Below are 12,678 nucleotides of genomic sequence, written 5' to 3'. Positions count from 1 at the left end.
TCTTGACAAATCCTGTTTGAAATGGAATGAAACAGCCCTGCCCTTTTTAAGGGGGTTGGGGGATCTCTTGTGCGTAAGTCCTATAGCAGATAAAGAAAGTGGAGACGCTACCCAAGAGTTACTTGATATTCCTGGATTTATTGAATCCTTCGAGTGGGATAAAAAAGATGTTGCTGAGGGTCGGATAAAAAGTTGGAGAACTCGGTCTGATGTATAGCCTTGTTTTATCTGCTGAAGCTATTTCTATTAAGAATAAAGATAATTTAGCACCTGCAATTGGTCGTGCGATCGCTAACACGTAAGTTTACATACTAGACAAACATTTACAACCAGTACCTATTGGCCTTTCGGGAGAGTTGTACATAAGTGGTGATCGATTGGCGCGAGGTTATTTAAACCGTCCTGACTTAACTGCGAAATGCTTCATCTATGATTCTTTTACTAATAAGTTAAAAGCACGGCTTTATAAAACAGGTGATTTAGTTCGCTATTGAGTAGATGGTAACATTGAATTTTTAGGTCGCCTCGACGAGCAGGTAAAAATCCGCGGCTAACACCCCTACGGCGCTTGCGTCTGTTGCTCGTGCTCTGTTGCCTTACTTGGCGGAATCTCCTCAAGAGGAATCAGTGCTTCGATCACCGACTTCACAATTGGCGCGGCGACAGTAGAACCATAGGCACTTTCTCCTTTTGGCTCATCCACCAGTGCGAACACTACATAGCGAGGAGATTCCACGGGCAAAATTGCCACAAAGCTGGTCATTCTAGCACCCTTGATGTAGCCGCCAGAGGGACTAGCTTTTTGGGCTGTACCAGTTTTACCAGCAATGCGATATCCCGGAATTTGTGCCATCTTGCCGGTGCCTTCAGTAACAACAGTTTCCATCATTTCCACAACCTTTTGAGTTGTTGCGGCTGAGAAAATTTGGCGTGCTATGGTGCGAGTAGGTGAATCATGCATCTGCCCTTCGCTATCAATCAGCCCCCGAACTATATGGGGTGTTACCAACTTACCGCCATTGGCTAAAGCACCGTGCATTTGCACTAGCTGTAACGGTGTCATGGAAAAACCTTGCCCAAAGGAAGTAGTGGCTGCTTCAATTGGCGAAGCGATAAATTCTTCTTGACTTTTGAGCCGGCCGCCAACTTCAAAAGGTAAATCTGTATCAACTTTTTGTCCTAGCCCCAAACGTTCTAGCCAGTTGTAGTAGATTGAAGGCTTTAAGCGTTGGATGATTTGCACCATGCCAATGTTGCTAGAATGTTGGAGAATTTGAGCGATGTTGATCCGCCCGTAACCATTGTTCTCAGCATTTTTAATGGTGTAATTAGCTACTCGAATAGAACCGGGGTCATTAAACATATCATCTGCTTTGATCACGCCATTTTCCAGTGCGATCGCTACATTCAAAGGTTTAAAAGTCGATCCCGGTTCATAAAGATCCGCCACCGTCCAGTTTTTAAATAGCGAAATATTCGCTTTAGCGTATTCATTAGGGTTATAGGTAGGTTGAGAAACGAGGGCGAGTAAGGAACCATCCAACGCATCCATCACAATTACCGCTCCCCGTTTGGCGTCAAACTTCTGCATCTGTTGTTTGAGCGCAGTGCGAGCAATTCGTTGCAGACGGCTATCGATAGTGAGTTGCAATCGCAAATCATCAAAATGCAGAAAACCTTCAGGGGCATGATCCGGCATCAGCGCCCCATTACCAGACCGACTGAGCCGCACCGTTTGCACAGGACGTTCTAATAACTTCTCTTGAGAGTATTCCACACCTGCTTGACCACGGCGGTCAACATTCACATAGCCCACCACATCAGCAACCAAATCATCTGACGGGTAATATCGGGAGTATTTTTGAATCCACTCCAAGCCATTTAAGCGCAAAGAGCTGATGCGATCGATAATTTCTTCCGGCAGGGCTGGGGCAAGGATAATTCCGCTTCTTTTGCTTTCAAAAGTTTTCACCAATTCAGCAGTATCTTTTGCCAATATTGGGGCAAGTCGCTCTGCCATATCTTCATTAGACTTATCAAACAACTTGGGATGAGCGTACAAAGTATATACAGGACGGTCAATCGCCAAGAGATTAGTATTACGATCTACCACTGGGCGACGGGGCATAAAAGGTCGCAAATTCACCATTTGCTGGTTTCGTGCCTGTTCTGTTAATTTTGACCCCTTAACAATTTGTAGATTATACAATTTGATACCCAACCCCAACCCTGATACCATTAATACGCCCCATACTATGAACAGTCGGGACTTGTTGTTGAATGTTTGGTCTTGGATATTAGAGGCTAATTTTCCCAAAAGCCCTCGTCTATAACCCTTTTGTCGCCTTGTGAGTGCTGGATTCCGAAACTTGCTGAATTTTTTTCTACTTGGTGACTTCTGCACATTTGTTCGCCCTACAGTATCCTTTAATTACCTGAAAATTGCTGTAAATCTGACTTTCTGACTTCCTGAATTAGGAATTACCAATTACGATTAGTATCCCAGTGGCAAGAGTGTTTGCTGTTGCGTTTGAGAATTTGGCGTTGTGTTAGACGATGCTGGCTTAGGACTATGAGATGCTGGATGCAAGAAAATCATCCCTTGAGGAGTCGGTGATACCAGCCCTGCGGTTGGTTGTTCTGCTGACTCAGCCATTTTATTTGTCAGTGTCGCGTTGGTTGTCATTAGCAGCCGCTCATGACGTTGGAGGCTTTGCAATCTGCGATATGACTGACTCCAAAGCTCTTGAGAATATACCGTCCAGCCATAAACAGCAAGCGTCGATGCTACTAACAAGAACGCCAAAACTGTCGAATAACGATGAAAGGTGTACAAGCGCAGCAACCACAAAGGCACCGCTCCCGAATTAGGCATTGTGGGAAGGGGAAGAAAACCTACCCCCGCAGTCTTCTGGTTCGGACTCGACTGCTCATTCAGATTTGGCACTTGTCGTCTACCCAACTCTTTCACCGATTTGGGCATCACTGCCTCATTTGTAGAAGAAACCGCGAGATTTTTCGAGGAACGCTGTTGTCTTTGAGAGGATGCTGGTGCCGCTTGGGTAGCTGGTGTAGAAGCGCTCCGCGCTGCTGACTCCATACGCGCAGAGCGTCGCCGCCTCCCTAAAGAAAGGATAGAATCTTGCCAGAACCAATTATTCCTTGTAGAAACAGCAGATTTACGAGCAACTACCATAATTTTTTTTAGATGGGAAATAATTGTACTTTCGATTGATTGTCTTGATTGTCTGTTTTTACTTAGGTTAAAATCACCTTCTGTGCAACAAGCACACATAACAGACTACACTCTTTTACTGTTCTGATAGGTAGCTGTATCAATGTTTGCAATCAGCGATTAGCAACTAGACAGCTTGCCTTTTAGGTATCGCACCTAAAGTATGGCAACGCGGGGCAGCAAGATGCAATACTCCGTGAAAAAAATAAAATTTTTTGCTATGATAACTCGGTTTGCTAGAAAACTTGGTCATTTCCGTTTTGCTCCTGAGTTAAGAGAAACTAATCAGATGGCTGTATGATATGTAATCCCAAAAAGAATATCCCAAAGGATTGTTTTTTTTAAGTATGTAATCTCGCAACATTTAAAAAAAAGCTATAAATACGGTATCGTATTCAACAGGCGAAAAATTGTTCTAGCCACAATTGGTGAAAGAGGAGTTATGAAAACAAAAATCTTTGGTTTGGCTCTAATGTTAAGTCTGGCTGCAATTCTCGGAGCTTGTGAAGGTGGTGGTGATGGTGCTGGTACTACTACTACTACTACTACTACTACTCCCGCTGCTACAGGTGAACCAACTGATGCACCTCCCGCAGCTACTACAGCACCTACTACAGCACCTCCCGCAGCTACTACAGCACCTACTACAACACCTACTCCGGCAGCTACTCCTAAATAAGGCATCTATCAGCTTTAGTTTAAATCATGCCCAAAACAGCTTAGTAACAACACTCGTCACCACATAGCTGGAATTAATTAGGTTCACGTAAAAACCTGCATCTTTCTATTGGTGTATCAGAGCCTAGAGTTTGGTCAAATATCAGCTAAGTCGGGCATAAAGGAAAGGACACTGGTAAAGAGGGTTACGTCCTCAAGCAAGTGTCCGGCTGAAATTCTCGCGTGAGCGAGCCTGGTTCCAAGTCCAAGGGAGTTGAGTTATGTGGATCTAAGCCATTTTGTGGGGAAGGTGCTTCCTGGTTTGGTGTTTAGAATCGCTTAGACTCCTGAGTTTTGAGAGTGCAAAAGAATTTATCGCGATCGCTAAAAAGGCAATTGCTCTTGAACTATTTCCTGTAGTCTATTCCGGATCAGGAGAGACCTGGTAATGTCCCTTGATATTGCCAGATTTTTATTGGGAAAATTTGTAATGGGTATAGGGCAGGGGGAATGGGAAAAACAGATTTTCATCCTGCGTTGTGAACGCAGTTCCGGAGATGGGAAGAGTTAAAGCGAGAAAAGCGATACAATTACTGTGCTTAATCGTGATTAGTGCTACGTTGGTTGCCTTAAGTAGCTATTGGGGATCAGTGGTAATAGCATTACCGCCCCCAGAGGATACACCAGAAGAAATATTACGGACAAAGATTATCATAGAAGCGCGATCGCCTATTGATGGAAAATTCCTAACTGCTGCCGAATACGCCCAATTACAAGCCCAGCTGCAAGAAGTCCCACCACCAAAACTAAACCCCAAAATTCGAGAACAGATTTTCTTGCTTCGTATACGTAAAACATTATTTCACTTTTTGCCATTTTTAAATTTTTGATAAATTATTACTCAAGGGTCAAAAGTCAAGAGCTTTCCCCATGCCCTTCAGGAGTGCTGTTAGCGGATAGCGGGGCGTTTAGCCGCTGCTGAGTGGAGAATCTCACTTAATTTACTCGTAACTGTTTTGCCCCATGCCCAATGCCCAATTCTGAGGTAGGATAACGGTGACGACAATAGTGCAAGTAAATGTAAAAAAAATATATATAGGACTAGTATTTGATTTTTGAAAAATCTAAGTATTTGTAGGGTGTGTTATGCCGTAGGCTAACGTACCATCCCAAGTCCTTGGTGCGTTACGACGTTCCGTCTAGCACACCCTACGTATGTATTTAAAAATCAAATCGGATTCCTATAGATAAGCTATCGCGCATTTAATTTGCACAACTAGGGCGGGCATGATGCCCACCCCACAAGAGATTCATTTTTTTGAGGATGCAAATTAAAAGATTTTTAGCTTATTAAAAAAGTAGATTTAGTCAATCACGTTATTTCACTTAGGTAGCTTCATGTCCATGACCACGATCGCCCCTGAACAGGTTAACCGTATCGTTTGGAATCAGCATAACGATCCCTTTGAAATACTAGGTTCTCATCCCATAGAACAAGACGGCAAAACTGTCTGGGCTGTGCGGGCCTACCTACCAAATGCAAGTGCCGCATGGGTAGTTCTTCCCGAACAACGAAAGGAATACCCAATGCAAACAGTGCATGATCCCCACTTTTTTGAATGCACGATTGAAACCACAGAACTGGCAAACTACCAGTTACGGATTAAAGAAGGGGAATACGAGCGTGTCATCTATGACCCTTACGCTTTCCGTTCTCCCAACTTGACAGACTTTGACTTACATTTGTTTAGTGAAGGCAACCATCACCGGATATATGAAAAACTGGGAGCGCACCCCACGGTAATAGACGGCGTTAAAGGCGTTTATTTTGCCGTTTGGGCACCCAATGCCCGTAATGTTTCATTGCTAGGAGATTTCAACCTCTGGGATGGACGTAAAAACCAGATGCGTAAAGGCCCCACCGGGGTTTGGGAGTTGTTTATTCCTGAAATCGGTGTAGGAGAGCATTACAAATATGAAATCAAAAATTTTGAAGGACACATTTACGAAAAATCTGATCCCTATGGTTTCCAGCAGGAAGTCCGCCCGAAAACGGCATCCATTGTCACTGATTTAAATGCTTACAGTTGGAGCGATGAAGACTGGATGGCAAAGCGGCGTCGCACTGAGCCTCTCAAAGAGCCAATTTCAGTCTACGAAGTGCATTTAGGCTCTTGGTTACACGCTTCGAGTGCGGAACCAGCTAAACTGCCAAATGGTGAAACTGCACCTGTAGTTATCGTTTCCGGACTGAAGCCGGGTGCACGCTTCCTTACCTACCGGGAACTGGCAGACCGACTCATTCCCTATGCCAAAGAATTGGGATACACCCATGTAGAATTGCTGCCCATTGCGGAGCATCCCTTTGATGGTTCTTGGGGTTATCAAGTAACTGGGTACTATGCTCCCACCTCGCGTTTCGGTAGCCCCGAAGATTTCATGTATTTTATTGACAAATGCCACGAAAATGAGATCGGGGTAATTGTGGATTGGGTTCCTGGTCACTTCCCCAAAGATGGACACGGTTTAGCTTTCTTTGATGGTAGCCACCTATACGAACACTCTGACCCCCGCAAAGGCGAACATAAAGGATGGGGTACTTTGGTGTTCAACTACGGTCGCCATGAAGTTAGTAATTTCCTAGCAGCAAATGCCCTCTTCTGGTTTGATAAGTACCACATTGACGGGATTCGTGTCGATGCTGTTGCCTCGATGCTCTATAACGATTATTGTCGCGAACCAGGAGAATGGCTGCCCAATCAGTACGGCGGCAGAGAAAACCTAGAAGCAGCAGATTTTCTGCGTCAAGTAAATCACATTATCTTTAGCTATTTCCCCGGTATTCTCTCAATTGCTGAAGAATCTACTTCCTGGCCAATGGTATCTTGGCCGACCTATACAGGCGGACTGGGCTTTAATTTGAAGTGGGATATGGGGTGGATGCACGATATGCTGGATTACTTCAGCATGGACCCTTGGTTCCGTCAGTTCCACCAAAACAATATCACCTTTAGTATGTGGTACAACCACAGTGAGAACTTCATGCTGGCTCTGTCCCACGATGAAGTGGTGCATGGTAAGAGCAATATCATCGGTAAAATGCCGGGGGATACATGGCAGAAGTTAGCGAATGTGCGTTGTTTATTTGCCTACATGTTTGCTCACCCAGGTAAGAAAACCATGTTTATGAGCATGGAGTTTGGGCAGTGGAGTGAGTGGAATGATTGGACAGATTTGGAATGGCATTTATTGCAGCATGAAGGCCACAAACAATTAAAAACGTTTTTCCAGGATTTGAACCATCTCTACCGTTCTGAACCAGTTTTGTACACCCAGGATTTTGCTGAACCCGGGTTTGAGTGGATTGACTGTAGCGATAACCGCCATAGTGTAGTTGCCTTCATGCGTCGTGACAAGGATTCTGATGATTTTGCGATCGTCGTTTGCAATTTTACACCGCAACCTCATTCTCACTATCGCATCGGTGTACCGCAAAAGGGATTTTATACTGAGTTGTTCAATAGTGATGCGCGTCAGTATGGCGGTAGTAATATGGGCAACTTAGGTGGTAAATGGACGGATGATTGGTCATTGCACAGTCGTCCTTATTCGCTGGATTTGTGTTTGCCACCTTTGGGTGTGTTGATTCTCAAGTTGGATAAGAAGAAGACTGCTGAGGTAATTGGATAACAATTTTGGCTGGGCATCGTCCAGCCAGGAGTAATCAAAACTTTACAGCAGTTTTTTTTTATTTCAGTCACATCTATCGTAGGGGCACACCAATGCTGTGCCCTTAAAGCCTGGTCTATTTACTGAATAAAAGCGCGATAGTCTTCGCGCAACCTCTATTTCTCAACTAGCGATCGCTCTGCATCCGTGGAATTATACTTTATACTTAGTACTCAGGAGAAGCGCACTACTGAAAGCTGACAGTAGCTGTTTACTAGGTAATAATAAATCCATCTGTCCATAGATGCACGCTGTATGATATGTTGCCTCAACTCCTCTTGCCACAATCCCCCCTATTCTGATCAGACAAAGATTTGCTGCAACTGCGGAATTCCCCTGGTAATATTGCGACACTATCGCCCTATCCAACTATTGGGTAGCGGGGGATTTGGTAAAACTTATTTGGCTGAAGACGTTGAAAAGTTCAATGAAATATGCGTCATCAAACAATTTGCACCGCAGGTACAGGGAACTGGCGCACTCCACAAGGCAACAGAATTATTTCAGCAAGAAGCAAGGCGACTGCAACAGTTAGGAGAACATCTCCAAATTCCCACACTGTTTGCATATTTCGAGCAAGATAACCGCTTGTATCTGGTGCAGCAGTATGTTGAAGGGCAGAATTTATTAGAAGAATTACAACACCAGGGAATCTTTAGTGAGTACAAGATTCGGGAATTATTGCTCGATTTATTAAACATCCTTAAATCTGTTCATCAACAAAAAATCATTCATCGAGATATCAAGCCACAGAATATCATTCGTCGCAAATCCCCCCAACCAACTAAAGGAGATTTAGTACTCATTGATTTTGGTGCATCTAAACAGTTGAGTGAGACTTAACCCCGATAGAGAGACTTTAGTGAGTGGGAGTGCTGACAAGACTATCAAGATTTGGAATTTGCAAACAGGTAAACTTAAAAATACTCTCACTGGGCATACTAAATCTGTTTGGCGAGTAGCCTTGAGTCCAGATGGCAAAACTTTGGTGAGTGGAAGTTACGATAATACAATCAAGATTTGGAATCTACAACCACCTTCTTTAAAAGCTACCCTCACTGGGCATACAGATTTAGTTTATTCTCTCGCCATCACCCCAGATGGGCAAACGCTGGTGAGTGGGAGTGCTGACAAAACAATCAAGATTTGGAATCTACAAACGGGTGAGTTAAAAAATACCCTCAACTGGCATAAATATGGGGTGACTTCCGTCGCCATCAGTCCAGATGGACAGACGCTGGTGAGTGGGAGTTTTGATAACACAATGAAAATTTGGAATTTACAAACGGGTGAGTTAAAAAATACTCTCGCCGGACATACAGATTTAGTTTATGCCGTTGCTATTAGTTCAGATGGACGAACTCTGGTGAGTGCCAGTAAGGATAATACTATTAAAATATGGCGTGTGCCATAGATTTACCTTGCACAGTCTGAAACTCGCTTGGACTATTGACTGCTGCATTTGATTCTTCGACGCTGGATAAAAAGCTTTGAGTAATCATAATTCACATATGAGAGGTAGGAATAGCTATGACACACAATAAAGCTCATGTATTTAGTTGCTAAAACAGAAAGTGCGATCGCAGAATACTGTAGTAGTTTATTCATTCTGCGATCGCACAGAACATATTCTGCCTGAAATCGAAAAAAATGTCCGCGCTAAAAGTGCAGAACACCTCAAACAACTGTAGATGGTTGGTGTCAAAGGTGTTTTATGACATTTGCTGACATGACAAAGTATCAGAAGTATTATTAAATACTAATATTTTAATTTCTAGAATGTCCTAACTAGAAAGTGATTCTGTCTAACTGCACCACTTCCAGATTAAACATAATTGTAAAAGTCGCACTTGGCATAAGTCGGCGCAGTGCTTGTAAATGGGCTTCTGCATTGCTTCGACGACGAAAACGAGCAACAATTTGGTGTTGCATACTGGGGAAATGACGGACGATACACCAAGGATGAAGTTTGTCAATGTACCTCACAAAAACCTCCTGATAATACTTGTGATTTAGCCGATTACTTGAGTGGTTAAAGCTTAAGGTTATTTTATTTTTAATTATGTGTTTTTATTGATTTAATATAGAAACACATAGATAAGTTGATGATAATCACATGGGGAAAGTTGTAGTCAGTATTTACATGGAAGAAGAAGACAAGGAAGCTCTGCAACAACTGGCGGATGCAGAGGAGCGTTCTTTGTCGCAAATGGCAGTGTTAATTCTGAAACGGGCAGTTAAACAAGCGCAGGCGGAAGGAACAATTCCGCCGAATCAAGGAAAAGGAAAGTGAGGTGATTGCTTTTTGTGTTTGCAGAAGATAGGCTGTCCCTTTGATGAAGCGGCTTGGGACTGTAAATTAATGTTTACTTAAAAAGCGATCGCCACAAGTTAACCTTGCTGTCAGAATGTCCAAACAGTGGCGCTAGGTTTAAGGTTCGCTGATTATTTATCATTTGGTCGTGGTGGTATTACAAAAACTTTTGATTTTTATCTTCAGGCGATCGCACCTTCCAAGCCAAACCCCACAAATTCGAGCGATCGCGCTTCATAAATTTGTATTCCTAGTACCTGCTTCACCCATAAAGTTAAGGTAGTGTATGATCTTAACTGGTGCAGAGATGGCAGAATATCAAAAGCCGATGCACGTCTACGCCCTTCTACCTCACCAGAAGTTTACCTTTACTTTTCGCTGCGGCGATCGCACCGCTATTTGCAGTAAAAACTTTAATACCTGGGACAGTCACATAATCACCATCATCAGTAATTATTTTTGTGACTCCTCCTTTGTCCATCGCTTCCAGTATCAGCAAGTCGTAACCGTCAAGTAATTGGGTTTGAAATCTGTTTAGCGCCGCATTGCTTGTTTCTTGGCTAACCAAAACATCTGTGCATACAGCACTAGATATCACCTGACTCCAAGCGGTTTGAACTTCAGCTACAACTTTTGCTCTCTCGACTGGGAAGTTATGACGGTATTCTTTAGATTTTAATGTAGAAGAAAATATTTCTCTTTCTGTTTGCTCAATGTTGTGTGCTAATTCTGCCAATGAAAGACCGCAGTATAAAAGCAATGAGTTAGCAGAAATGGCTTTGGCAATATAAGAAGGATACTCTGTAGTCTGATAAGGACGAGATGAAATACTGGCATTAGTATAGGTATACCAATACCAGGCATTTGTATCTACTAAGAAAATATCATCATTTTTCGGAGCGTCAGACCGGATATCAACCACTTCAGCCTGAACTGTGTAGTTGACTGGCATTACTGTGTATTTGCTTGTTCGCTAATAACTTGGTCTACTCTACTACGGAAATCAGGATCGGAGTAATACCGCTTGGAATTTTCGATTACCAGTTTGAGTATTTGCTTACCAACCGTATTTAGATTGGAAAATTTGAGCAGACGGTTTAGGGTTTCTGGCTTAATATCCCGAAGTAATTGTCCAATAGCAAAGTTAAAGAACGGGGAAGCAAAAATTTCTACTCCTGCAAAGTCTAGCTCAACTTCATTAAAAGCTAATAATTCACCGATGACCAAATCGTACACTTTCTGACCATCGCCAGGTGTAATACAGTTTTTGCCTACAAGGGTTAGGATTTCGTGTTTCATAGTTCGCACATCACCCTTAAAACAACGGCTCGTCATCTGGTTCAAGCTCCAAAGCATAATACGATTCGTCGCACAGGAGTGTAATATTTACCAGTGTTCCTCCAAAGAAACTTTGTCTATTTTCGTAAACTTCCTGTTTTTCATCTATTGTCGCACATCCATCATGGCTTAAAATTTGAAGTTTTCCCTTATTTATATGAACGAATTGTTTTAAATAGTCAAGACCAATACCACCCGTCACTCGTCCACCCCTGGTAGTTGTCCCCTTTTGAAAAGCCCATTTTAATGCTTGGTCTGCTGGCAAGTTGGGATTTTTCTGGAAATCGCGCACATTCTGAGGGATTCCTACACCAAAGTCAACCACTGTTAGTTTAAGTTTTTTTAGTTCAGGATAATGTTGTCCGCAGCTAAAGACCCCTATATCTGTCCGTCCATGTTCAAAAGCATTCGCATAAATTTCTAAAACTGTTGCAACAATCAGCTTTTGCAAATTTTGGCTGACATGAACCCAGCCTCTACCAAGCCATTGTTCGGCTAGGTATTGAACCAATTCATCTTTATTTTGCTTTGGATCTTCTCGATACGGGATAGAGTTTCCCTGCCAAGGTGCCATATCCTGGCAAAAGGCATACATAAACCCATTTTGTTGCAAATTTCTCTTGACTTTTTTATGAAGAGTATGTTGTTGAAAAGTGACTTTTCTACCTTGTGATTCAATTAACCGAATTAATCCACCCAGAAAAGCTACTGCGTTTGGTCGTAGGAACCAACATTTGGAAAAGTCGAAGATTACTTCTGAGCAGTCTTCGTTGACTTTTTGCCAAAGTTGAAACAAGCTATCAAAGTCATCTAGGTTATCGTTGACGGTTGGAATTTGAAGAGTAAGGTTCACAATTCCCTTTTGAATGCTTCGTTAAGTATCGATTTTAGCAGAGCTTGTAAGGGGAATTGGTGAGTTTTATCTACAATTCTCCTTTGAATGCTTTGTCCAATATAGAAGGTAGTAGCACATCAAGTTCTTTCATAGCCTCTACTCTTACTGATTTCATGTTGTGTATTTTATTAAAAATAGAGATTGTTTTCTGCTGATATTCAACTGTTGGCATGGGTATTTTCATTTTCAGAAATTGCTCAGGGCGAGTGCGTTCGCGTCGTCCTCCCATTCCTCTGGTTAAGTCTTTTAGTTTAGTCCAGAACCAAGGCGTAGCAACTAATGCAGATAAATATTCTGGAATGGCTTTTCCTGGGATGCAACGAAAAGTACGGTATTCAGGAGAAACGTATTTACCAATTAAGTTAGACGGACAAATAGCTATAGCACCTTCCCATCCTTTAACCTGACTTAGCACTAACGCACCTTCGTACAAGTAGTTAAATACTTTATATAGGAATCCTATTTGAGTTTTGAACAAGCTCCGTACATCTGAAGAGTGGCAAAGTCAAA

Annotated in this window: 16 protein-coding genes and 1 pseudogene; 10 read left to right on the top strand and 7 right to left on the bottom strand. The window is 42.7% G+C overall.

All coding sequences use genetic code 11. The features are described from left to right. The first annotated feature begins 16 nt into the window (after positions 1–16). Together PUQ00_RS29910 and PUQ00_RS29905 are read left to right on the top strand one after the other, a co-directional pair. Entirely contained in the window at positions 17–217 is a 201-nt protein-coding gene (locus tag PUQ00_RS29910; protein ID WP_300423360.1) for a hypothetical protein, read from the top strand. A 52-nt stretch (positions 218–269) separates the two neighbouring features. Beyond that, positions 270–491, top strand: a pseudogene (locus PUQ00_RS29905) (AMP-binding protein); the annotation flags it as partial. 68 nt (positions 492–559) lie between these two features. On the opposite strand, the gene PUQ00_RS29900 reads toward PUQ00_RS29905, so the two are convergent. Both PUQ00_RS29900 and PUQ00_RS29895 read right to left on the bottom strand, forming a co-directional pair. Further along, positions 560–2,404: a penicillin-binding protein 2 gene (locus tag PUQ00_RS29900; RefSeq protein ID WP_300423358.1), complete on the bottom strand. Its 1,845-nt coding sequence runs from the start codon at positions 2,402–2,404 to the stop codon at positions 560–562. Between the two features lie 90 nt (positions 2,405–2,494). Then, entirely contained in the window at positions 2,495–3,196 is a 702-nt protein-coding gene (locus PUQ00_RS29895) for a hypothetical protein (RefSeq protein ID WP_300423356.1), read from the bottom strand. A 481-nt stretch (positions 3,197–3,677) separates the two neighbouring features. Between PUQ00_RS29895 and PUQ00_RS29890 the strand changes: the two genes are divergently transcribed. From PUQ00_RS29890 to PUQ00_RS29865, 6 genes are all read left to right on the top strand, one after another. Further along, positions 3,678–3,914 (top strand): hypothetical protein, encoded by a 237-nt coding sequence (locus PUQ00_RS29890; RefSeq protein ID WP_300423354.1) that lies wholly within the window; start codon positions 3,678–3,680, stop codon positions 3,912–3,914. A gap of 535 nt (positions 3,915–4,449) precedes the next feature. Beyond that, positions 4,450–4,782, top strand: coding sequence for a hypothetical protein (locus tag PUQ00_RS29885; protein ID WP_300423352.1), 333 nt, complete (start codon positions 4,450–4,452; stop codon positions 4,780–4,782). 508 nt (positions 4,783–5,290) lie between these two features. After that, complete coding sequence (gene glgB / locus PUQ00_RS29880; RefSeq protein ID WP_300423350.1) at positions 5,291–7,582, top strand: 1,4-alpha-glucan branching enzyme; 2,292 nt, start codon at positions 5,291–5,293, stop codon at positions 7,580–7,582. A 441-nt stretch (positions 7,583–8,023) separates the two neighbouring features. Continuing rightward, entirely contained in the window at positions 8,024–8,464 is a 441-nt protein-coding gene (locus PUQ00_RS29875; RefSeq protein WP_300423348.1) for a protein kinase, read from the top strand. Between the two features lie 19 nt (positions 8,465–8,483). Further along, entirely contained in the window at positions 8,484–9,035 is a 552-nt protein-coding gene (locus PUQ00_RS29870) for a WD40 repeat domain-containing protein (RefSeq protein ID WP_300423346.1), read from the top strand. 145 nt (positions 9,036–9,180) lie between these two features. Continuing rightward, positions 9,181–9,312 (top strand): hypothetical protein, encoded by a 132-nt coding sequence (locus PUQ00_RS29865; RefSeq protein WP_300423344.1) that lies wholly within the window; start codon positions 9,181–9,183, stop codon positions 9,310–9,312. 97 nt (positions 9,313–9,409) lie between these two features. Here the strand turns inward: PUQ00_RS29865 and PUQ00_RS29860 are convergent, their stop codons facing one another. Beyond that, on the bottom strand, positions 9,410–9,607 hold the full coding sequence (locus PUQ00_RS29860) for a hypothetical protein (RefSeq protein ID WP_300423343.1): 198 nt from the start codon (positions 9,605–9,607) through the stop codon (positions 9,410–9,412). Between the two features lie 130 nt (positions 9,608–9,737). Between PUQ00_RS29860 and PUQ00_RS29855 the strand changes: the two genes are divergently transcribed. Beyond that, positions 9,738–9,914, top strand: coding sequence for a ribbon-helix-helix protein, CopG family (locus PUQ00_RS29855; RefSeq protein WP_300423342.1), 177 nt, complete (start codon positions 9,738–9,740; stop codon positions 9,912–9,914). Positions 9,915–10,040: 126 nt separating this feature from the next. Beyond that, positions 10,041–10,175 carry a hypothetical protein gene (locus tag PUQ00_RS29850; RefSeq protein WP_300423340.1) on the top strand — a complete coding sequence of 45 codons (135 nt, stop codon included), beginning with the start codon at positions 10,041–10,043 and terminating at the stop codon, positions 10,173–10,175. A 106-nt stretch (positions 10,176–10,281) separates the two neighbouring features. Here the strand turns inward: PUQ00_RS29850 and PUQ00_RS29845 are convergent, their stop codons facing one another. The 4 genes from PUQ00_RS29845 to PUQ00_RS29830 all read right to left on the bottom strand — a co-directional run bounded on the left by PUQ00_RS29845 (position 10,282) and on the right by PUQ00_RS29830 (position 12,646). After that, entirely contained in the window at positions 10,282–10,887 is a 606-nt protein-coding gene (locus PUQ00_RS29845; protein WP_300423339.1) for a hypothetical protein, read from the bottom strand. Continuing rightward, entirely contained in the window at positions 10,887–11,234 is a 348-nt protein-coding gene (locus PUQ00_RS29840) for an STAS-like domain-containing protein (RefSeq protein ID WP_300423337.1), read from the bottom strand. The genes PUQ00_RS29845 and PUQ00_RS29840 overlap by 1 nt, the downstream gene beginning before the upstream one ends. A 16-nt stretch (positions 11,235–11,250) precedes the next feature. Beyond that, the gene (locus tag PUQ00_RS29835) at positions 11,251–12,126 is read right to left on the bottom strand and encodes an ATP-binding protein (RefSeq protein WP_300423336.1); all 876 of its coding nucleotides are present in this window, start codon (positions 12,124–12,126) and stop codon (positions 11,251–11,253) included. Positions 12,127–12,196: 70 nt separating this feature from the next. Beyond that, positions 12,197–12,646 (bottom strand): hypothetical protein, encoded by a 450-nt coding sequence (locus tag PUQ00_RS29830; protein ID WP_300423335.1) that lies wholly within the window; start codon positions 12,644–12,646, stop codon positions 12,197–12,199. Positions 12,647–12,678: the final 32 nt, after the last annotated feature.

This window comes from Nostoc sp. S13, assembly GCF_029379315.1.
In the GTDB taxonomy this organism is placed as follows: Bacteria; Cyanobacteriota; Cyanobacteriia; order Cyanobacteriales; family Nostocaceae; genus Nostoc.
The sequence above is the reverse complement of the archived record's forward strand: the minus strand, read 5'-3'. Positions and strand labels throughout refer to the sequence as shown.

Excerpts from the sequence above, each read along its gene's own strand:
- PUQ00_RS29895 (WP_300423356.1), bottom strand. The coding sequence starts at position 3,196 with ATGGTAGTTGCTCGTAAATCTGCTGTTTCTACAAGGAATAATTGGTTC.
- PUQ00_RS29890 (WP_300423354.1), top strand. The coding sequence starts at position 3,678 with ATGAAAACAAAAATCTTTGGTTTGGCTCTAATGTTAAGTCTGGCTGCA.
- PUQ00_RS29885 (WP_300423352.1), top strand. The coding sequence starts at position 4,450 with ATGGGAAGAGTTAAAGCGAGAAAAGCGATACAATTACTGTGCTTAATC.
- glgB (WP_300423350.1), top strand. The coding sequence starts at position 5,291 with ATGTCCATGACCACGATCGCCCCTGAACAGGTTAACCGTATCGTTTGG.
- PUQ00_RS29855 (WP_300423342.1), top strand. The coding sequence starts at position 9,738 with ATGGGGAAAGTTGTAGTCAGTATTTACATGGAAGAAGAAGACAAGGAA.
- PUQ00_RS29845 (WP_300423339.1), bottom strand. The coding sequence starts at position 10,887 with ATGCCAGTCAACTACACAGTTCAGGCTGAAGTGGTTGATATCCGGTCT.
- PUQ00_RS29840 (WP_300423337.1), bottom strand. The coding sequence starts at position 11,234 with ATGAAACACGAAATCCTAACCCTTGTAGGCAAAAACTGTATTACACCT.